This window comes from Streptomyces mutabilis (genome assembly GCF_014649815.1).
Taxonomy (GTDB): domain Bacteria; phylum Actinomycetota; class Actinomycetes; order Streptomycetales; family Streptomycetaceae; genus Streptomyces; species Streptomyces mutabilis.
This window is the reverse complement of sequence record NZ_BMTT01000002.1, coordinates 478,377-498,956: the sequence shown is the minus strand read 5'-3', so window position 1 is coordinate 498,956 and position 20,580 is coordinate 478,377. Positions and strand designations below refer to the sequence as shown.

Annotated in this window: 18 protein-coding genes; 11 read left to right on the top strand and 7 right to left on the bottom strand. The window is 71.0% G+C overall.

Annotation, left to right across the window (positions count from 1 at the left end; all coding sequences use genetic code 11):
* Position 1: 1 nt before the first annotated feature.
* Positions 2 to 625: a CGNR zinc finger domain-containing protein gene (locus IE142_RS06520; protein ID WP_191884781.1), complete on the top strand. Its 624-nt coding sequence runs from the start codon at positions 2 to 4 to the stop codon at positions 623 to 625.
* Between the two features lie 38 nt (positions 626 to 663).
* Here IE142_RS06520 and rarD read toward each other — a convergent pair whose 3' ends face one another.
* From rarD to IE142_RS06485, 7 genes are all read right to left on the bottom strand, one after another.
* Entirely contained in the window at positions 664 to 1,722 is a 1,059-nt protein-coding gene (rarD, locus tag IE142_RS06515) for an EamA family transporter RarD (RefSeq protein WP_191884780.1), read from the bottom strand.
* Positions 1,723 to 1,855: 133 nt separating this feature from the next.
* Complete coding sequence (locus IE142_RS06510) at positions 1,856 to 2,710, bottom strand: SDR family oxidoreductase (RefSeq protein WP_191884779.1); 855 nt, start codon at positions 2,708 to 2,710, stop codon at positions 1,856 to 1,858.
* 192 nt (positions 2,711 to 2,902) lie between these two features.
* Positions 2,903 to 3,961 carry a 2-oxoacid:ferredoxin oxidoreductase subunit beta gene (locus IE142_RS06505; protein WP_191884778.1) on the bottom strand — a complete coding sequence of 353 codons (1,059 nt, stop codon included), beginning with the start codon at positions 3,959 to 3,961 and terminating at the stop codon, positions 2,903 to 2,905.
* Positions 3,954 to 5,882: a 2-oxoacid:acceptor oxidoreductase subunit alpha gene (locus IE142_RS06500; RefSeq protein WP_043381165.1), complete on the bottom strand. Its 1,929-nt coding sequence runs from the start codon at positions 5,880 to 5,882 to the stop codon at positions 3,954 to 3,956. Before IE142_RS06500 ends, IE142_RS06505 begins: the two co-directional genes overlap by 8 nt.
* Before the next feature lie 271 nt (positions 5,883 to 6,153).
* Complete coding sequence (locus tag IE142_RS06495; RefSeq protein ID WP_191884777.1) at positions 6,154 to 6,825, bottom strand: response regulator transcription factor; 672 nt, start codon at positions 6,823 to 6,825, stop codon at positions 6,154 to 6,156.
* 458 nt (positions 6,826 to 7,283) lie between these two features.
* Entirely contained in the window at positions 7,284 to 8,654 is a 1,371-nt protein-coding gene (locus tag IE142_RS06490) for a sensor histidine kinase (protein ID WP_191884776.1), read from the bottom strand.
* 147 nt (positions 8,655 to 8,801) lie between these two features.
* The gene (locus tag IE142_RS06485) at positions 8,802 to 10,040 is read right to left on the bottom strand and encodes a sensor histidine kinase (RefSeq protein ID WP_191884775.1); all 1,239 of its coding nucleotides are present in this window, start codon (positions 10,038 to 10,040) and stop codon (positions 8,802 to 8,804) included.
* Between the two features lie 271 nt (positions 10,041 to 10,311).
* Between IE142_RS06485 and IE142_RS06480 the strand changes: the two genes are divergently transcribed.
* The 10 genes from IE142_RS06480 to IE142_RS06435 are packed head-to-tail and all read left to right on the top strand — an operon-like array spanning position 10,312 to position 20,473.
* Positions 10,312 to 10,746, top strand: a complete 435-nt coding sequence (locus IE142_RS06480; RefSeq protein ID WP_191885053.1) for an NADH-quinone oxidoreductase subunit A — start codon at positions 10,312 to 10,314, stop codon at positions 10,744 to 10,746.
* Complete coding sequence (locus tag IE142_RS06475) at positions 10,737 to 11,396, top strand: NADH-quinone oxidoreductase subunit B (protein WP_191884774.1); 660 nt, start codon at positions 10,737 to 10,739, stop codon at positions 11,394 to 11,396. The genes IE142_RS06480 and IE142_RS06475 overlap by 10 nt, the downstream gene beginning before the upstream one ends.
* Positions 11,393 to 12,646, top strand: a complete 1,254-nt coding sequence (locus IE142_RS06470) for an NADH-quinone oxidoreductase subunit C (RefSeq protein WP_191884773.1) — start codon at positions 11,393 to 11,395, stop codon at positions 12,644 to 12,646. Before IE142_RS06475 ends, IE142_RS06470 begins: the two co-directional genes overlap by 4 nt.
* The gene (locus IE142_RS06465; protein ID WP_191884772.1) at positions 12,643 to 13,611 is read left to right on the top strand and encodes a complex I subunit 1/NuoH family protein; all 969 of its coding nucleotides are present in this window, start codon (positions 12,643 to 12,645) and stop codon (positions 13,609 to 13,611) included. The genes IE142_RS06470 and IE142_RS06465 overlap by 4 nt, the downstream gene beginning before the upstream one ends.
* Positions 13,612 to 13,613: 2 nt before the next feature.
* Positions 13,614 to 14,324 carry a 4Fe-4S binding protein gene (locus tag IE142_RS06460; RefSeq protein ID WP_191884771.1) on the top strand — a complete coding sequence of 237 codons (711 nt, stop codon included), beginning with the start codon at positions 13,614 to 13,616 and terminating at the stop codon, positions 14,322 to 14,324.
* Positions 14,321 to 14,965 (top strand): NADH-quinone oxidoreductase subunit J family protein, encoded by a 645-nt coding sequence (locus tag IE142_RS06455; RefSeq protein ID WP_191884770.1) that lies wholly within the window; start codon positions 14,321 to 14,323, stop codon positions 14,963 to 14,965. Before IE142_RS06460 ends, IE142_RS06455 begins: the two co-directional genes overlap by 4 nt.
* Complete coding sequence (nuoK, locus tag IE142_RS06450) at positions 14,965 to 15,357, top strand: NADH-quinone oxidoreductase subunit NuoK (RefSeq protein ID WP_043381149.1); 393 nt, start codon at positions 14,965 to 14,967, stop codon at positions 15,355 to 15,357. Before IE142_RS06455 ends, nuoK begins: the two co-directional genes overlap by 1 nt.
* Complete coding sequence (locus IE142_RS06445; RefSeq protein ID WP_191884769.1) at positions 15,354 to 17,348, top strand: NADH-quinone oxidoreductase subunit 5 family protein; 1,995 nt, start codon at positions 15,354 to 15,356, stop codon at positions 17,346 to 17,348. Before nuoK ends, IE142_RS06445 begins: the two co-directional genes overlap by 4 nt.
* 6 nt (positions 17,349 to 17,354) lie before the next feature.
* Positions 17,355 to 18,929: a complex I subunit 4 family protein gene (locus tag IE142_RS06440; protein WP_191884768.1), complete on the top strand. Its 1,575-nt coding sequence runs from the start codon at positions 17,355 to 17,357 to the stop codon at positions 18,927 to 18,929.
* Positions 18,926 to 20,473: an NADH-quinone oxidoreductase subunit N gene (locus tag IE142_RS06435; RefSeq protein ID WP_191884767.1), complete on the top strand. Its 1,548-nt coding sequence runs from the start codon at positions 18,926 to 18,928 to the stop codon at positions 20,471 to 20,473. The genes IE142_RS06440 and IE142_RS06435 overlap by 4 nt, the downstream gene beginning before the upstream one ends.
* Positions 20,474 to 20,580 lie beyond the last annotated feature (107 nt).

Genomic DNA, 20,580 nt, shown 5'->3' with positions numbered 1-20,580 from the left:
CATGAGTGAGCGGGCAACGAGAACGCCGAAACCGTCCCCCGGACTGACGCTGCTGTCGTACGACGGCAAGCCGTACCGCTTCGACCCGGGGGCGCTCTGCCTGGAGTTGCTGACGACGGGCGGGCCGGGCGCCTATGCGCGCTGGGAGGTACTGCACGAGCCCGCGGACCTGGCGGCCTGGGTGGACCGCAGCCGGCTGCCGGACGGGCTGGACCTCGTTCTGGAACAGGCCGATGTGCGGCGGGCCCGGTCCCTGCGAGACGCCCTCTTCCTGCTCACCGCGGACCGCGCCCACGGACGTCCGCTGCGGCCCGAGCACCTGGACGCGGTCAACGCCGCAGCCGACGAGCCGCCGCTCGCCGCCCGTATCGAGGCCGACGGCACCCGCGGCTGGGCTCCCGGGGCCACGGGGGGCCGCCTGCTGTCGACGGTCGCGCGCGACGCGATCGAACTGTTCACCGGCCCGTACGCCGACCGCATCCGCGAGTGCGGAGCCCACGACTGCCGGTTGCTGTTCGTCGACACCTCACGCCCCGGGCGCCGCCGCTGGTGCGCGATGGAGCACTGCGGCAACCGCGAGAAGGCCAGGGCACACCGCGCCCGGCAGGCCCCCGAAGCGCACTGAAGCAGGCCGGAGTAAGGGAGATCCGGGGAAGGGGGGCGCTAGGACTTCCCCGCCGCCGGGGCGTCGAGTTGTTCGTTCTGTCCGTTCCCGGCGGAGTCCGGAGCCGGCACCCCGGAGGCCACGATCCCCGTATCCCGCCCGGTGCCGTCCTTGGCCGGCGGCACGCCGGCGCCCGCCCGGTCCAGTCCCGCCCTGAGTGCCCGGGCGTTCCAGCGGGCCGTACGCAGGGCGTCCCAGGTGAGCAGGGAGAGCGCCAGCCAGACCAGCGCGAAACCGGCCCAGCGCTCGGGCGGCATGGCCTCGCCGAAGTAGAGGATGCCGAGCAGGAACTGGAAGACCGGGGCCAGGTACTGCAGCAGTCCCAGCGTGGACAACGGCACGCGGATCGCCGCCGCGCCGAAGCAGACCAGGGGGATGGCGGTGACCAGACCGGTCGCGGCCAGCAGCGCCGAGTGCCCGAGGCCCTCGGAGGCGAACGTCGACTCGCCCTGCGCGCCCAGCCACAGCACGTAGCCGAGCGCGGGAAGGAACTGGATCGCCGTCTCGGCGGCCAGCGACTCGACGCCGCCGAGGTTGACCTTCTTCTTCACCAAGCCGTACGTGGCGAAGGAGAAGGCGAGGCAGAGGGAGATCCACGGCGGCCTGCCGTAGCCGACGGTCAGGACGATCACCGCCGCGAAGCCGGTGCCGACCGCCGCCCACTGCACGGGCCGCAACCGCTCCTTCAGCAGCAGCACGCCCATCGCGATGGTGACCAGCGGGTTGATGAAGTACCCGAGCGAGGCCTCGACGACATGGCCGCTGTTCACGGCCCAGATGTAGACGCCCCAGTTGACGGTGATGACCGCCGCGGCCACGGCGACCAGACCGAGCCTGCGCGGCTGCCGCAGCAGTTCCCCGGCCCAGGCCCAGCGACGTACGACCAGCAGTGCGACGGCGACGAACGCGAGGGACCACACCATCCGGTGGGCGAGGATCTCCCCGGCGCCCGCGGGCTTGAGCAGCGGCCAGAACAGTGGGACCAGGCCCCACATCCCGTACGCCGCGAAGCCGTTCAGCAGGCCTATGCGCTGCTCACTCCTGGACGACCCGGCCACGGGCACCTCCTTCTCGCACTCGGCATGCCGGGACGGATGCATGCCAGGACGAAGGTAGCGCCGCACCCGGCCTCCTGTCATGCCCGTATCGGTATACGGTCATGACAGGAGGGTGTGGGGCCTGCGGCGCAGGTCAGCTCTTGAGCGCTTCGGCGACGGCCTCGGCCAGCGGTGTGGTCGGGCGGCCGGTCAGCCGCGACAGGTCGCCGGTGGGGACGACGAGCTCACCCTCCTCGATGGCGGCGTCCACTCCCGCGAAGACCTCGGCCAGCGGGGCGGGCACTCCGGCGCCGGTGAGGATGCCGGTGTAGGCCTCGGTGGAGACGGGGGTGTAGGCGATCTCCCGGCCGGTCTGCCGGCTCAGCTCGGCGGCGTACTCGGCGAAGCTCCACGCTTCGTCACCGCCCAGCTCGTACGCCTTGTTCTCGTGGCCCTCGCCGGTCAGGACGGCGACCGCGGCGGCCGCGTAGTCGGCGCGGGAGGCGGAGGAGACGCGTCCCTCACCGGCCGCCTGCACGACGGCTCCGTGTTCCAGGACCGGGGCGAGCTGCTCGGTGTAGTTCTCGTGGTACCAGCCGTTGCGCAGCAGTACGTACGGCACGCCGGAACCGACCAGCACCTCCTCGGTTGCCCGGTGGTCGTCGGCGAGCGCGGCCGTGAGGCTGCTGGGGGCGCTGGTGTAGGCGAGCAGGGCGACACCTGCCCTCTTGGCCGCGTCGATCACGACCGTGTGCTGGCCGACGCGGCCCTTGTCGAACTCGTTGCCCGAGACCAGCAGCACGCGGTCGCCGGCCGCGAACAGGCCGTCGAAGGTCTCGGGGGCGTTGTAGTCGGCGACGGCGAGCCGTACGCCGCGTGCGGCGAGGTCGGCGGCCTTGTCGCGGTCGCGGACGACGGCGGTGATCCGGTCGGCCGGCACCTTTTCCAGCAGCTGCCGTACGACGTGGCGGCCGAGGTGTCCGGTGGCTCCGGTGACGACGATGCTCATGGCCTCGGTACTCCTTGTGGGGGTCGGTACCACTAACCATAAGTGGTGCGCTAACTGAGGGTAAGTGCCCACTTCAAGGTAAGGTACTTACCTCCACGTAACCCACAGGTCTCCATCGGGGCGTACGGAAGGGGCCCGGGCAGAACGCCCGGGCCCCTTCCGTACGCCGTGCACCACGGCCGGACTTCAGCCTCAGCCGACGACTGTCCAGGTGTCTCCGCCGGCGAACAGCGCGGCCAGATCGCCCTTGCCGTTCTGTTGGATCGCGGTGTCGAGCTGGTCGGCCATGAGGGTGTCGTAGACGGGCCGCTCGACGGAGCGCAGAACCCCGATGGGAGTGTGGTGCAGGGTGTCGGGGTCGGCGAGCCGGGACAGGGCGAAGGCAGTGCTGGGGGAGGCGGCGTGCGCGTCGTGGAGCAGGACGTCCGCCTCGTTGTCCGGGGTGACGGTAACGACCTTCAGGTCACCGGTTCCCGCGTCCCGGACGACGCCCTTCGCGCCGTCCGCGCCGAAACGGATCGGCTGCCCGTGCTCCAGGCGGATCACCGCCTCCTCGGCCTGCTGCTTGTCCTTGAGGGCGTCGAAGGCGCCGTCGTTGAAGATGTTGCAGTTCTGGTAGATCTCGACCAGGGCCGTGCCCGGGTGGTCGGCGGCCTGGCGCAGGACCTCGGTGAGGTGCTTGCGGTCCGAGTCCACGGTCCGGGCGACGAAGGACGCCTCGGCGCCGAGGGCGAGGGAGACCGGGTTGAAGGGGGCGTCCAGCGACCCCATCGGCGTCGACTTGGTGATCTTGCCGACCTCGGAGGTGGGGGAGTACTGCCCCTTGGTCAGACCGTAGATCCGGTTGTTGAAGAGGAGGATCTTGAGGTTGACGTTGCGGCGCAGGGCGTGGATGAGGTGGTTGCCGCCGATGGACAGGGCGTCGCCGTCGCCGGTGACGACCCAGACGGACAGGTCGCGGCGGGAGGCGGCGAGGCCGGTGGCGATGGCGGGGGCGCGGCCGTGGATGGAGTGCATCCCGTAGGTGTTCATGTAGTACGGGAAGCGGGAGGAGCAGCCGATGCCGGAGACGAAGACGATGTTCTCCTTCGCCAGGCCGAGCTGGGGCATGAAGCCCTGCACGGCGGCGAGGATGGCGTAGTCACCGCAGCCGGGGCACCAGCGCACTTCCTGATCGGACTTGAAGTCCTTCATGGATTGCTTGCCCTCGGCCCTGGGGACGAGTTGGAGCAGCGCGTTGGCGTCAGCCATCGATGGCCTCCTTCAGGACGGTGGCGAGCTGTTCCGCCTTGAACGGCATGCCGTTGACCTGGTTGTACGACTCGGCGTCGACCAGGTACTTCGCCCGGACGAGGGTGGCGAGCTGTCCGAGGTTCATCTCGGGGACCACCACCTTGTCGTACTTCTTGAGCACGTCGCCGAGGTTGTGCGGGAAGGGGTTGAGGTGACGCAGGTGGGCCTGGGCGATCGCCTCCCCGGCCGCGCGCAGCCGGCGCACGGCCGCGGTGATCGGCCCGTAGGTGGATCCCCAGCCGAGCACCAGGGTCTTCGCCCGGTCCGGGTCGTCGACCTCGATGTCGGGGACGGTGATGCCGTCGATCTTGGCCTGCCGGGTGCGGACCATGAAGTCGTGGTTGGCCGGGTCGTAGGAGATGTTGCCGGTGCCGTCCTGCTTCTCGATGCCGCCGATCCGGTGTTCCAGGCCCGGCGTGCCCGGTACGGCCCAGGGGCGGGCGAGGGTGTGCGGGTCACGCTTGTACGGCCAGAAGACCTCGGTGCCGTCGTCCAGGGTGTGGTTCGGCCCTTGCGCGAACTGCACCGTCAGGTCCGGCAGTTCGCCGGTTTCCGGGATGCGCCACGGCTCGCTGCCGTTGGCCAGGTAGCCGTCGGAGAGCAGGAAGACCGGGGTGCGGTAGGTCAGCGCGATCCGCGCGGCCTCCAGGGCGGCGTCGAAGCAGTCGGCCGGTGTGCGGGGGGCGACGACCGGGACCGGGGCCTCGCCGTTGCGCCCGTACATCGCCTGCAGCAGGTCGGCCTGCTCGGTCTTGGTGGGCAGGCCGGTGGACGGGCCGCCGCGCTGGATGTCCACGACCAGCAGCGGCAGCTCCAGCGAGACCGCGAGCCCGATCGTCTCGCTCTTGAGCGCCACACCCGGACCGGACGTCGTCGTCACGGCCAGCGAACCGCCGAACGCCGCGCCCAGGGCCGCCCCGATCCCGGCGATCTCGTCCTCGGCCTGGAAGGTGCGCACACCGAAGTTCTTGTGCCGGCTCAGCTCGTGCAGGATGTCCGACGCCGGCGTGATCGGGTACGAGCCGAGGAACAGCGGCAGGTCGGCCTGGCGGGAGGCGGCGATCAGGCCGTAGGCCAGGGCCAGGTTCCCGGAGATGTTGCGGTAGGTGCCCGGCGGGAACGCCTTCGCCGCGGGAGCCACCTCGTAGGAGACCGCGAAGTCCTCCGTGGTCTCACCGAAGTTCCAGCCCGCCCGGTACGCGGCGATGTTCGCCGCCGCGATGTCCGGCTTCTTCGCGAACTTCGACTTCAGGAACTTCTCCGTGCCCTCCGTGGGCCGGTGGTACATCCAGCTCAGCAGCCCGAGCGCGAACATGTTCTTGCTGCGCTCGGCCTCCTTGCGGGTGAGGTCGAACTCCTTGAGCGCCTCGACGGTCAGCGTCGTCAGCGGCACCGGATGCAGGTGGTAACCGTCGAGGGACCCGTCCTCCAGCGGTGAGGTGTCGTATCCCACCTTCTGCATGGCCCGCTTGGTGAACTCGTCCGTGTTGACGATGATCTCCGCCCCACGCGGCATGTCGCCGATGTTCGCCTTCAGCGCCGCCGGGTTCATCGCCACCAGCACGTTGGGGGCGTCACCGGGGGTGAGGATGTCGTGGTCGGCGAAGTGCAGCTGGAAGGACGAGACACCCGGCAGTGTGCCGGCGGGCGCCCGGATCTCGGCCGGGAAGTTCGGCAGCGTCGACAAGTCATTGCCGAACGACGCGGTCTCCGAGGTGAAACGGTCACCGGTGAGCTGCATACCGTCACCCGAGTCCCCCGCGAACCGGATGATCACCCGGTTCAGCCGGCGGACATCCTTCGCCCCGGCCGGTTGGCGCTGCTCTCCTACGACGGTTCCGTCGGCCTGCTCCGCTGGGCTGCTGACCTGGCTGGTCACTGAACTGGACCTCCCTCGAGGCGGCTGTCCGGCCAGTGGTCTCCCACCGACCATCCCAGGATCAACCCTACGTCCGCCGGGCTTCACTTCCGGTGGACATTCGCATGATGGACACGACCACGAGATGGCCCCCCGCCCCGATATCACACGGTTTTCCCGCCTCCCGGCGCCTGTGAGGACGCTCCCGGCCCGTGCTTCGGTTTCTCTCTCCGTCGGATGACCGGCCGGGTCGGCGGCCCGGCCGGTGCTTCCGGGGCGTGGGCAGCCGGTGTCAGGAATTGAGATACGTGAGGACGGCGAGCACCCGCCGGTGATCACCGTCGCTCGGGGACAGCCCCAGCTTCAGGAAGATGTTGCTGACGTGCTTCTCCACCGCCCCGTCGCTCACCACCAGCTGCCTTGCGATCGCCGAGTTCGTCCGGCCCTCGGCCATGAGCCCCAGGACCTCCCGCTCCCGCGGGGTGAGCCCGGCGAGCACGTCCTGCTTGCGGCTGCGCCCGAGCAACTGCGCGACTACCTCCGGGTCCAGAGCCGTACCGCCCCCGGCCACCCGCACCACGGCGTCCACGAATTCCCGCACCTCGGCCACCCGGTCCTTGAGCAGATAGCCGACGCCCCGGCTGGAACCGGCCAGCAGCTCCGTGGCGTAGCGCTCCTCCACGTACTGGGACAGCACCAGCACGCCGAGACCGGGGTGTGCCTTGCGCAGCTGGACCGAGGCGCGCACGCCCTCGTCGGTGTGTGTCGGCGGCATCCGTACGTCCGCCACCACGACGTCCGGCAGCTCGCCCTGCGCGTCCAGCTCGGTGATGACCTTGATCAATGCGTCACCGTCGCCGACGCCGGCCACAACCTCGTGCCCCCGGTCGGTCAGCAACCGGGTCAGCCCCTCTCTGAGCAGCACTGAATCCTCGGCGATGACCACCCGCACCCTGTCCTCCACGATTCTCGGCCCCCCACAGCCCGTCCACCGCACGGCCCGCGCGGCCCATGCCGCGTCCACCAACCCGTCCGTGTGAGGGGACCAGCATTCCAGCATCGGAGGCCGAATGCGTTCGAGCAACGGGAAGAGGCCGGGAAGCACGGACGGTAGGCCCGGTCCGGCTGCCCGGCGGCCGGTTTCCGATCATGTCGTCCGGGACTTTCTCCTCCTCCCTGACCGGACCCGGCCCGGTCAGGGAGGGGGAGAACCGGCGAGGGCCGGGTCGGTCGGGAGCGAAAGGGGCCGAAGAGGGCGACCAGCCGATGCCGGGAAAGCGCGGGCGACCAACCGATACGGCATCCGCCCGCACCGCACCGCCCGGCCCCGCCCGGCACGTGCGGCCCCGCCCGGCACGTGCGACGCGGGGCGTTCCGGTGGCCGGCCACTGGCTCGTTCCAGCGGCCGGCCACCGGCTCGACTCAGTGGCCGGTCACCGGCTCGCTCCGCCACGGCAGTTCCGCCGTCACCCGTGTCGGGCCTCCGGCCGGCGAGTCCACCACGAGGATTCCGTCCACGGCGTCGAGCCGTTCCGCCAGGCCGGCCAGCCCCGAGCCGGCCGAAACGTCCGCGCCGCCCACGCCGTTGTCCACGACCTGGAGCATCAACCGGTTCTCCACGCGCCAGACCTCGACGAAAGCCGCCGTGGCCCGCGCGTGCTTGCTGACGTTCTGCAGCAGTTCCGAGACGGTGAAGTAGGCGATGCCCTCGATCGCCGACGCCGGTCGCTCCGTCAGGTCCACCTCCACCCGCACCGGAACGGTGCAGCGCGAGGCGACCGAGGAGAGCGCCGCGTCGAGGCCGCGGTCGGTCAGAACCGCGGGGTGGATGCCCCGGGCCAGATCCCGCAGCTCCTGGAGCGCCGTCTTCACCTCTCCGTGCGCCTCGTCCACCATGACGGCCGCCGCCCGCGGGTCCTCCTTCAGCTTCTCCTTGGCCAGTCCTAGATCCATGGCCAGGCTGACCAGGCGGGCCTGGGCCCCGTCGTGCAGGTCGCGCTCGATGCGCCGCAGGTCGGCCGCGGCCGTGTCGACCACGACCCCGCGGTCCGATTCCAGCTCGACCACCCGAGTGGCCAGCCGCGACGGTCCGAGCAGCCCGTGCACCATCACCCGGTCCACCATCGTCAGTGCCCGGACGATCCACGGCGTCGCCAGCGTGAACAGCAGGCCGACCAGCGCGGTCATGGTGATTTCGAACGGGTTGTCCAGGTAGATCCGGTGCGTCTCGTCACCGTAGAGCTGGAGCCCGTCCTGACCGGCGTACATCGGGAACACCCAGAACCACAACGGGTACGTCAGCATGGCCCACCCGAACGCCCAGACGTTCACGGCGACGACGAACGAGAACACCGACCACGGGAACTGCAGCACCGCGTACAGCAGGCTCCGCCAGGACGCGCCGCTCTTCAGGACGGCCCCCATCCGACCCATCGCGCCCTGCTTCTTCATCCGCAGCGGCTCCGGGTCGGACACCCGCAGCCCCAGCAGGGCACGGGCCCGCGCCCGCTCCATCGCGCCGAACCCCCGGCAGCCGGCGAGCGCCGCCGCCAGCACCGGCACCCCAAGGAACGTCACCAACAGGCCCGCCCCCAGCGACACCATCGTGACGGCGTAGGTGAAGAGGAGTATGCCGATCGGCAGGCTCAACAGCACATAGCCGAACTCCCGCCAGCTGCGCGCCTCGAACGGCGCCCGCAGCCCCGCCGGCAGCCGGCGGCGCCGCTCGGCGGTGTCCTCGGGAAAGCCGGACCCGCTCCCGAACCCGTAACTGTGTCCGTAATCCGTGGCCATCGGTGCCGTCCTTCTCCTCGTCCTAGGGCTGTGCTGTCGTAACTCCACCCTCCTCGACCGCACGCCCCCGGGCCATGGAGCCCGTCGGCGTCTCGAAAGGGGGGTTTTCCCCACCTCCGGAGCGCGTGCCGGCCCTGCCGCGCTCCTTCAGAGCCTGCGGACGGCGCCGGAAGCGCGCGCGGTGGTGTCGACGTCGGTGCGGTCGCGCCACGGCAGCTCGGCGGTGACCGTCGTCGGGCCGCCCTCCGGCGAGTCGACGACGAAGAGACCGTCGACCGAGGTCAGCCGGTCGGCCAGGCCTTTCATCCCCGTACCGCCGTCGAGGCGTGCGCCCCCGCGGCCGTCGTCGCCCACCTGTATGAGCAGCCGGTCCGAGGACCGCCACACCTCCACGGAGGCGGACTTCGCCCGACTGTGCTTGCTGACGTTCTGCAGCAGTTCCGAGACGGTGAAGTAGGCGATGCCCTCGATGGCCGCGGCAGGGCGCTCCGAGAGGTCGACGGTCACCCCGACCGGCACGGTGCAGCGTGAGGCGACCGAGGAGAGCGCCGCGTCCAGGCCGCGGTCGGTCAGGACCGCGGGGTGGATGCCGCGTGCCAGATCCCGCAGCTCCTGCAGGGCCAGCTTCACCTCGCCGTGCGCCTCGTCGACCATGGCCGCCGCCGCGTCGGGATCCTCCAGCAGCTTCTCCTTCGCCAGGCCCAGCCCCATGGCCAGGTTGACCAGGCGGGCCTGGGCCCCGTCGTGCAGGTCGCGCTCGATGCGCCGCAGATCGGCCGCGGCCGTGTCCACCACGATCCCCCGGTCCGACTCCAGCTCGGCGATCCGCCGCTCCAGCTCGTCGGAGGGGGACAGCAGCCCGCGCACCATCGCCCGGTCCGCGTTGGCCAGGCCCCGCGCGATGAACGGCAGCACCGGCCACAGCACGAACAGTGACGTCAGCGTGACGACGAAGGTCAGAATGCCCCAGGGCAGCCGTATGAAGTCGTAGAGGACGGTGCGCCAGCCCACCGGGTCCTTCAGCGCCATCCACAACTGGGGGAAGAACCCGCCCCCGCCGCGTATCGGCAGCCGGCTCGGCTCGTCCACCCGCACCCCGAGCAGGGCCCGGGCCCGAACCCGCTCCAGCTTGCCCAGCTGCCGCGCACCCATCAGCCCCGCGGCCAGCAGCGGGAACCCGATCACCGTGACCGTCAACCCGACCCCGATGGAGAGCGTCGTCACGACGTAGACGAACCCGAGCAGTGACGCCGGGAAGTTCGCCAGCAGGTGGGCGATCTCCATCCAGGTGTGCCGGTCGTAGGCGAAACGGGCCGGCGGCGGGCGGTCACCGGCCGCGGTGGCGGCGGTCCCGCGCGGGGTCGTTGTCGAGAGGCGTTCGGTCATACGAGTCAGCGTGCCGTGCGGCGCTACGCCGCGCCATGAGGTGGACCGCCAGGATGCACTGAGGAAAACCCCACCCCCGGAGTCACCCCGTGTCCCAAGGTGTGACGGGCTGCTTACCGTCTCTTTATCAGGGCCTAGACTCCCGTGCGTACAGATCGTCGAACAGCGGCGTTCACGACCGGGAGCGCGGGAAGCGCAGGGAGCGAGGACGGACGTGCCGGAACCGACCGCCGGTGCCGTGACCGCCGGCGATGTGCCCGTGGAGACCGCCATCCACGCCACCGCCGCCCACACCACCGCCACCACCACCGCCGCCGACGCGACCGTCGGCCTCGCGGTGGACTACTTCCAGTCCTACTCGGTCGTCGGGCTGCTCGCCGTCGTCGGCGTACTCTTCGTAGCCGTCGCCTTCGGAGCCGGGCGCCTGCTGCGGCCCATGGTCCCTACGCCCGAGAAGCTGCTGACGTACGAGTGCGGCGTCGATCCCGTCGGCGAAGGCTGGGCCCACACCCAGGTCCGCTACTACGTATACGCGTTCCTCTACGTCATCTTCGCAGTCGACTCGATCTTCCTCTTCCCCTGGGCGACGGTCTTCGCCGATCCTGGTTACGGAGCGACAACCCTCGTGGAGATGTTCGTCTTCCTCGGCTTCCTCGCCGTGGGCCTGCTCTACGCATACAAGAAGGGCGTCCTGTCGTGGACGTGAACCCTGCCGAGAATCCCGCCGGGAACGCTGCTGAGCTCGTGCTGCTCCCCGAGCCCAAGCGGCTCGGCGCCCTCGCACGCCTCGCCCCCGAGCCGATGAAGGTCGTCCTGAACTGGGGCCGCCGGTACTCACTCTGGGTCTTCAACTTCGGCCTCGCCTGCTGCGCCATCGAGTTCATCGCCGCGTCGATGGCCCGCCACGACTTCATCCGGCTCGGCGTCATCCCCTTCGCGCCGGGCCCCCGCCAGGCCGACCTGATGGTGGTGTCCGGCACGGTGACCGACAAGATGGCGCCGGCCGTCAAGCGCCTGTACGAGCAGATGCCCGAGCCGAAGTACGTCATCTCCTTCGGCGCCTGCTCCAACTGCGGCGGCCCTTACTGGGACTCCTACTCAGTGACGAAGGGCGTCGACCAGATCATCCCCGTCGACGTCTACGTCCCCGGGTGTCCGCCCCGCCCCGAGGCGCTGCTCCAGGGCATCCTCAAGCTCCAGGAGAAGATCGCGCGGGAGTCACTGGGAGAGCGGTACGGCACGTCGCACCGGCCGTCGGCGGCCGCGCTGCAGAGCGGCCTGGTACGGCCGCCGGGGTCGGACGCCGGTACGGGCACGGGCACGGGAACCGGTTCGGACTCGAGGGAGGCCCGATGACCGCCGTCGGCTGGCTGCCCGCCGACGCCACGGAACTCTTCGGCACACAGGCCACGGCCGAGGAGTCGTACGACGTCCTGACCGTGGACGTGCCGCCGGCGACCTGGATCTCCGCGCTGGAGACCGCGCGGGACCGGCTGGGCTGCACCTACTTCGACTGGCTGAGCGCGGTCGACGAACCGGGCACGGGCTTCCTCGTCGCGGCTCACGTGGTGGCGCTGGGACCCGTACGCCGGCTGCTGCTGCGCACGACGGTCCCGCACGGGTCCCCGGTCCTGCCCAGTGCCGTCACGGTCTACGCGGGCGCGGCCTGGCACGAACGCGAGACCCACGAGATGTTCGGTGTCGCCTTCGAGGACCATCCCGCGCTGGACCACCTGCTCCTGCCCGAGAGCTTCGAAGGCCATCCACTGCGGAAGGACTTCGTCCTCGCCGCCCGCGTCGCGAAGGCCTGGCCGGGGGCCAAGGAGCCCGGTGAGTCGGACCACGGCGGTCCGCGTCGCCGGCAGATGCTGCCGCCGGGCGTCCCCGATCCCAACGAGTGGGGCCCGCTGAAGGGCCAGCTGCCTCCCGCTCCGGCCCGCCCCGCACGGGGAGCGGGACGTGCGGCGGGGGAGCGTCCGGCCCGCGCGGCGGGTGACCGCCCGGTCCGCCGTGCCCGTACGGCGGCGGAGGGCTCGGCCAGTCAGGCCGCACCGGCGCCCCGGCGGGCGCGCAGCGCGAGCGAGGGTTCCGCCTCCCAGCGGACGGGCGTGCCGGAAGCCGAGCCCGCCCCGGAGACCGACGCGCGTTCGGGAACCGGGCAGGCGGCCGCCGGGCCGGCCACCCCGACGCGACGCGCGCGTACCGCCGGTGAGGGCTCGGCGTCGCAGCGAGCGGCCTCCGACGCCCGTACGCCGGACACGGACACGCAGGCCCCCGGCCCCACCGACGACCCCACGGGCACGTCCCCGGGTCCCGAGGCACCGGCCCCCGCCCCGAAGCCGACGGCCCCCGCGACCCCACGCAGCCCGGACGCCCCGTGGCACCACGCCCGCCCCGCCTTCGACGGTGCCGAGCCCGAGCCGGGCGACGGCGCGGAACGGCAACCGGACAGCTCCTCGGACGAGCCCAACACCTCGGACGAGCCGCGGAACTCCGACGATCCCCAGGACCCGGAGAACGACGAGGACCAGAACCAGAACCAGGGCCGGAACCAGAACCAGCACCGGAGCCAGAACCGCCCGACTCCCCCAGGAGGCCCGCAGTGAACGACGTACTAGACGTCACCCTGCGCCTCCTGATCGTCTTCGCCGTCTTCCTCGCCTTCCCCCTGATCGTCGGCCAGACCGAGCACAAGGTGATGGCCCACATGCAGGGCCGCCTCGGCCCGATGTACGCCGGCGGCTTCCACGGCTGGGCCCAGCTCGTCGCCGACGGCGTGAAGTTCGCGCAGAAGGAGGACGTGGTCCCGGCCGACGCGGACCGCCGCATCTTCCAACTCGCCCCCGCCGTGGCCCTGCTGCCGTACCTCCTCGTTCTCCTGGCCATCCCGATCGGCCCCGGAGAGGGCGCGGTCGGCCAGGTCGTCGACGCAGGCATCTTCTTCGTACTCGCCGTCATGGGCGTGGGCGTCCTCGGCTCGCTCATGGCGGGCTGGGCCTCCGCCAACAAGTTCTCCCTCCTCGGCGGCCTGCGCACCGCCGCCCAACTCCTCGCCTACGAACTCCCGATGCTGCTCACCGCGGCCTCGGTTGCCATGGCGGCCGGTACCGTCTCGCTCGTCGGCATCCTCGACGCCTTCGAGTGGTGGTGGCTGCCCTGGCAGATCGTGGGCGCGATCGTCTTCTTCGTCGCCGGGCTGGCGGAACTCCAACGCCCGCCGTTCGACATGCCGGTCGCCGACTCGGAGATCATCTTCGGCGCCTACACCGAGTACACCGGCCTGCGCTTCGCCCTGTTCCTCCTCGCCGAGTACGCCGGAATCGTCGTTCTGTGCGGCCTGACCACCGTCCTCTTCCTGGGCGGCTGGCACGGCCCCCGGGGCGCCGACGGCCTCGGCTGGGTGTGGACCCTGCTGAAGACGGCCGTCCTCGCCTTCGTGGTGATCTGGCTGCGCGTGACCTACCCGCGCCTGCGCGAGGACCAGCTCCAGAGGCTCTCCTGGACCCTCCTCGTCCCGCTCTCCCTCGCCCAGATCGCCCTCACCGGCATCGTCAAGGTGGTGATCCAGTAACCATGCCCCCCATCCCCGGCTCCGGTCTGGCCAAGGGCCTGGCCGTCACCCTCCGCACGATGACGAAGAAGACCGTCACCGAGCAGTACCCGGACGCCCAGCCCGAGCTCCCGCCCCGCACACGCGGCGTGATCGGCCTGTTCGAGGAGAACTGCACGGTCTGCATGCTGTGCGCCCGCGAATGCCCGGACTGGTGCATCTACATCGACTCCCACAAGGAGACGGTCCCGGCGGCGACCCCGGGCGGGCGCGACCGCAGCCGCAACGTCCTCGACCGCTTCGCCATCGACTTCTCCCTGTGCATGTACTGCGGCATCTGCATCGAGGTCTGTCCTTTCGACGCCCTGTTCTGGTCCCCGGAGTTCGAGTACTCCGAGACCGACATCCGCGACCTCACCCACGAACGCGACAAGCTCCGCGAGTGGATGTGGACGGTGCCGGCGCCGCCCGCCCTCGATCCCGGCGCGGAGGAGCCGAAGGAACTCACCGCAGCCCGCAAGACCGCCGACAAGATGGCGGCCCGGCAGGAGGTGGCCCAGGCCACCGAGCGGCACGCCGACGAACAGGCCCGCGCAGCGGAACGGCCCACCCGCCCGATGGGCGACTCCAAGCAGCAGACGGACCAGCCGCGCACGGACCACCCGAGGCCGGATCGGAACCAGCCGTACCCGAGCCCGAAGCCGGACCGACCGGAACAGGAGGGCCGGGAATGACCTCCGCAGCGACCCTCGGTCACCTCGCCGCGGACTCCACGACCGCGGCCGCCGAATCGCAAGGCTTCCTCTCCCCGACCGGCGTCGAGGTCGCATTCCTCCTCGTCGGCCTGGTCACCTTCGGCGCCGCCGTCGTCACCGTCACCACCCGGCAGCTGGTCCACGCAGCCCTGTGGCTGGTGGTGGCCCTCGGGGGCCTCGCCGTCGAGTACCTCCTCCTCACCGCCGAGTTCATCGCCTGGGTACAGGTCCTCATCTACGTCGGTGCCGTCGTCGTCCTCATCCTCTTCGGCCTGATGCTCACCAGAGCCCCCATCGGCCGCTCCCCGGACGCCGACTCCGGCAACCGCTGGGCCGCCCTCACCGTGGCCGTGGCCGCGGCCGCGGCCCTGGTGTGGGTCGTCGTCGACGCCTTCCGCACGACCTGGATCGACCTGGACGGCCCGGCCGCCGGCTCCACCGCCGTCACCGGAGCGAGCCTGTTCCAGAACTGGGTCCTGCCCTTCGAAGCCCTCTCGGTCCTCCTCCTCGCCGCCCTGGTCGGCGCCATCGTCCTCTCCCGCAGAGCCAAGGCGAACCACGTGACCGAAGCCGGTCGGCCGACCGGTCCGAACGGTTCCGGCAAGGACGGTGTCCGCTGATGCACCTCGCCTATCCAGCCGTTCTCTCCGTCCTCCTGTTCTGCACGGGCCTGTACGGCGTCCTCGCCCGCCGCAACGCGATCCTCGTTCTGATGTCGGTCGAGCTGATGCTCAACGCCGTCAACCTCAACCTGGTCGCCTTCGACGTCTGGCTCAGCAAAGCAGCCGAGGAGACCCTGCACTCCGGCCAGGCCCTGACCCTGTTCACCATCGCCATCGCGGCCGCCGAGATCGGCATCGGTCTGGCGATCGTGCTCGCCGTCCACCGCAACCGCGGCACCTCGGACATCGACAAGCTCCGCGACACCGCCGAGGGCCCCGACGGCGAGGACCCCGGCACCGGCGCCTCCGCGACCGGACCGGCCGCCGAGAAGGCTGAGGCCACCGCGTGACCACGACCACCCTCGCCGTACTCGTCCCCGTCCTCCCGTTCCTCGGGGCAGCCGCCGGACTGCTGCTGGGCCGCTCGGCACCCGGCTTCGCCCGCCCGCTCGCCGTCCTGCCGACCCTGGCGGCGCTCGTACTCGCCGTACCGGTGGCGGCCCGTCAGGGCGGCGGCCGTGCCGTCGACGCCGTCACCGAGCTGACGCCCACCGGTTCGGTCCCCGTCGAACTCGCCCTGCACATCGACGGCTTCGCGGCCCTGGTCGCCGTCCTGGTCGGCTGCGTCGCCACCTGCGTGCAGATCTACTCGACGGGCTACCTGCGCGACGACCCGCGCTACCCCTCGTACGCCGCTCTCGTCTCCCTCTTCACCTCCGCCATGTTCCTCGTCGTCTACTCGGGCGACCTGATGGTGCTGCTGGTCGGCTGGGAGATCATGGGCATCTGCTCGTACTTCCTGGTCGGCCACTACTGGGAGACCTCGGAGGCCCGTGCCGCCTCCCTCAAGGCCTTCCTGGTGACCAAGCTCGGTGACGTCCCCTTCCTCATCGGACTGCTGGCGCTGGCCACCGAGGCAGGCTCATTCCGCATCACCAAGATCCTCGGCGCGGTCGCGAGCGGCTCGCTCGAACACCCGACGCTGATCGCCCTGCTGCTCCTGGCCGGTGTGGCGGGCAAGTCGGCGCAGTTCCCGCTGCACACCTGGCTTCCCGACGCGATGGCGGGCCCGACGCCCGTCTCCGCGCTCATCCACGCCGCGACGATGGTCGCCGCCGGTGTCTACTTCATCGCCCGGCTCCTTCCGTTCTTCCAGGCCTCACGGGCCGCAATGGTCGTCCTCGCCGTCATGGCCGCCGTCACGATGCTCGGCTCGGCGCTCGCCGCACTCGCCCAGGACGACATCAAACGCGTCCTCGCCTACTCGACCATCGGCCAGCTCGGCTACATGACCGGCGCCCTCGCCACCGGCGACCGCGGGGCCGCCGTCTTCCACCTCCTCACCCACGGCGCCTTCAAGGCGCTGCTGTTCCTCGCCGCCGGCGTGATCATCCACGCCGCCGGCACCAACTCACTGGCCGCCATGTCCCGCATGCGGGGCCTGCGGGACCGCGTCCCGGACGCCTACTGGACGATGACCGTGGCGCTGCTCGCCCTCGCCGCGATCCCGCCCTTCAGCGGCTTCTTCTCCAAGGAGTCCGTCCTCGTCGTCGCGGAGCACGTCGCCACCGGCCACACCGGGAACGCTCCCGGCGCCGCAGGCTGGACCGTCCTCCTCGCCGGCCTGGTCACCGCCCTGCTCACCGCCGCGTACGCGACGCGCCTGTGGCTGCTGGCCTTCCGCGGGCGGGGCGCCGAGGCGCCCGACCACGGCCGACAGCCGGTGGTCATGAATGCCGTGCTCTGGCTGCTCGCTGTCCCGTCACTCGCTCTCGGCGGCCTCGCCTTCCGTCTGCTCCCCGACTGGTTCGACGGCCACGACCTCACCCCGACCCTCACCACCTCCGTGCTCGGCACGGGCGTGGCCCTGGTCGGCGGCATCGTCACCTACGGCGCATGGCGTCACACCACGGCGCGCGCGGCCCGCCTCCCCCTGGGCGCTGTCGCGGCCCACCCGGAGGGCGACGCCGCGCTCGTGGAGGCCGAGGCCATCGCCAGCCACACACCGGCTTACGGAGACATCGCCCACGCCCCCGACCCGTCGGACCCCGGACGGCTCCTGCTGGGCCCGCTGCACCGGCACGCGGCCGTCGGCTTCCACCTGGACGCGGTGTACACAACCCTCTTCGTCCGCCCGGTCCGGGCCGGCGCGAGTCTCGTGCGGTTCCTCGACCGAGAGGTCGTCGACACCTACGTACGGGGGGCGGGCACGCTGCCGCGTGTGCTCGGGACCGCCGTACGCCGTGCCCAGACCGGCAATGTGCAGACCTATGTGAGCGCGCTGCTCGCCGGCACCGTCGTCCTCGCGGTCGCCGCCGTCCTCGTCGCCACGGGAGCGTGAGCAGGCGTGATCGATATCAACGAGTCCGTGATGCAGTTCCTTCTGGCATTGGCCGTCGTCGGCCCGCTCATCGGCGCCGCCGCCGCTCTCCTGCCGGCCCCGCCCGGGCTGAAGGGGAAGTCCCCCGACCGGGCCGTCCTGCGGCACGGCGTCACCGTCACCGGTGCCGTCCTCGCCGCCGTGATCGTCCTCGCGCTCGGGTTCGACCACGACCATCCGTCGAAGATGCAGGCCGGCACGGACATCAGCTGGATCCCCGCACTCGACGTGCGCATCCACCTCGGCATCGACGGCATCTCCCTCCCCCTGCTGGTCCTGACCGCGCTGCTGACCTTCCTCTGCGCGCTCTACTCGTACTTCAAGATGCCGTCGGGCCCGAGCCCGAAGGCGTTCGTCGCACTGCTGCTCGTCCTCGAGTCCGGCACCCTCGCGACCTTCGCCGTCCTCGACCTGATCCTGTTCTTCCTCGCCTTCGAGATGGTCCTCATCCCGATGTACTTCCTCATCGCCCGCTGGGGCGGCGAGGGACGGGCCGGGGCGGCATGGAAGTTCATCCTCTACACCCTCCTCGGCTCCGTCGTCATGCTGCTCGGCCTGCTTCTGATCGGAATCACGGCGGGCACCTTCGACATGGTGGCACTCGCCACTGACAACGGCCGGTCGCTGACCACCTCCGTGCAGGTCATCGCCGTATTGGCGATCGGGATCGGGCTCGCGGTCAAGACCCCGATGTGGCCGCTGCACAGCTGGCTGCCCGACGCCCACACCGCCGCCCCGACCGTCGGCTCGGTCCTGCTGGCCGGCGTCCTGCTGAAGATGGGTACGTACGGTTTCGTCCGTATCCTCCTCCCGGCCGCTCCGGACGGCTTCCACACGTTCGCGCCGTACCTCGCCGCCTTCGCGGTCGTCGGCATCATCTACGGCTCCCTGGCCTGCCTGGCCCTCGCCAAGAAGGGCGCGAAAGGCGACCTCAAGCGCCTCATCGCCTACTCCTCCGTCGGCCACATGGGCTTCGTCCTGCTCGGCATCGCCACCATGACCCCGACCGGCGTGAACGGCGCCCTGTTCGCCAACATCGCCCACGGGCTCATCACCGGCCTGCTCTTCTTCATCGTCGGCGCCCTAAAGGACCGCACGGGCACCACCGACCTCGACACCCTCGCGGAGGAGACCGGCGCCGCCCTCTACGGCAAGGCACCGCGCCTCGGCGGCCTCCTCGCCTTCGCCGCTGTCGCCTCCCTCGGCCTGCCGGGTCTGGCCGGGTTCTGGGGCGAGATGCTGGCCCTGTTCGGCGCCTTCGACCCGCACGACGACCTCAGCCGCCCCGCCTTCCTCACCTTCATGGCGATCGCCGCGTTCGGCACGCTGCTGACCGCCGCGTACATGCTGATCGTGGTCCGCCGCGTCTGCATGGGCGCCGTACCGCGCGAAGCCCCGAAGCTCACCGACGTACGCACCTACGAGTTCGCCGCCTGGACACCGCTCGTCGCCCTCACCGTCCTCGCCGGACTGTGGCCCAAGACCCTTCTCGGGCTGACCGACCCGGCCGTGCAGCAGCTCCTCTCAGGAGGCACCCGATGAGCTCCCCGGCCCAGCCGCTCGCCGAGGCCGCGTCGCAGCCACTGGCCCAGAACCTGGTCCAGTCCGTCGACTGGCTCGCCATCGCGCCGCCCACCATCACGGCGGTCGTCGGACTCGTCGTCCTCGTCACCGACCTGTTCGTCAAGGACGCCCGCAAATCCCTGCTCGGCTGGATCTCGGTCGCCGGACTCGCCGCCTCCGCGCTGATGCTGCTGCCCCTGGTGAACGGCGACCGCTCGACGTTCTGCCTGACCGGCGACGTCGATGTCTGTAGCTACACCGCGGACACCTTCACCCTCGCCATCCAGTTCCTGGTGCTCGGCGGCGCCCTGGTGACCGCCCTGCTCTCGGTCACCGCCGTGAAGGACGCCGACCGCGGACTCCCCGAGGGCGAGTTCTGGTTCCTGCTGCTCTCCTCCGCGGCCGGCGCCGCCCTCCTGCCCGCCTCCCGCGACCTCGCGACCCTCATCGTCGCCCTGGAAGTCGCCTCCCTGCCCGCATTCGCCCTCGTGGGCCTGCGCCAGGGCGACCGCCGGTCCTCCGAAGCGGCCCTGAAGTTCTTCCTGTCCTCCGTCACCGCGACCGCGGTCAGCCTCATGGGCATCAGCTTCGTGTACGCCTCCACCGGCACCCTCTACCTCACCCAGGTGGCCGAACGCATCCAGGCCGTGGACGGACAGCTCACCACGCTCGCCCGGACCGGCGTCGTCCTCACCCTCGTCGGCTTCGCCTTCAAAACGGCCGCCGTGCCCTTCCACTTCTGGGTGCCCGACACCTATGTGGGCGCACCCCTGCCGATCGCCGCCTACCTGTCCGTCATCGGCAAGGCGGTCGGCTTCTCCGGCCTTATCCTCGTCACGGTCATCGCCCTCCCGTCCTACGCCGACGTCTGGGGACCGGCCCTAGCGGCGCTGGCGGCACTCACCATGACCGTCGGCAACGTCGGCGCCCTGCGCCAGCAGGCCACGCGCGCGTACAGCGCGGTACGCCTGCTCGCCTGGTCGTCCGTCGGGCAGGCCGGATACCTCCTGGTGCCGATCGCCGCCGCCGCGTACTCCGACGACCCGGAACGCTCGATCGGCTCCACCGTCGCTTACGCCCTCATGTACGCCGCGGTGAACCTCGGCGCCTTCGCGGTCGCCGCGCTCGTGGGCCGAACGCGGGCCCGGAACCGCGTCGCCGACTACCGCGGTCTGTACGCGTCCAACCCGCTCACCGCCCTGCTCCTGGCCTTCTTCCTGCTCTGCCTCGCCGGACTGCCGCCGGGCATCATCGGCCTCTTCGCCAAGGTCACCGTGTTCTCCGCGGCCGTGGACGCCGGGCTCGGCTGGCTGGCCGTCGTCATGGCGGTCAACGTCGTCATCGCGCTGTTCTACTACCTCCAGTGGACGGCCCTGCTGTTCCGGACCCCCGAGCAAGGGGCCGCCGGACACCACTTCCCCGTCCCCCTCACGGCCGCGATCACCGTGACCGCGGTCGCCGCCGTCGCACTCTCGGGCGCGCCCCAGCTGATCCTGCGCTTCGCCGACACCGGCCTCTTCTGAGAACCGGCCGCTCCGGCCGCGCGCGATCGGTGGACGGCCGTCACGCGCGCGAGCGGTCGACGGCTGCCGCGCGAGCGTGGGGCACCCGACCTCCACGCGCGCGTACC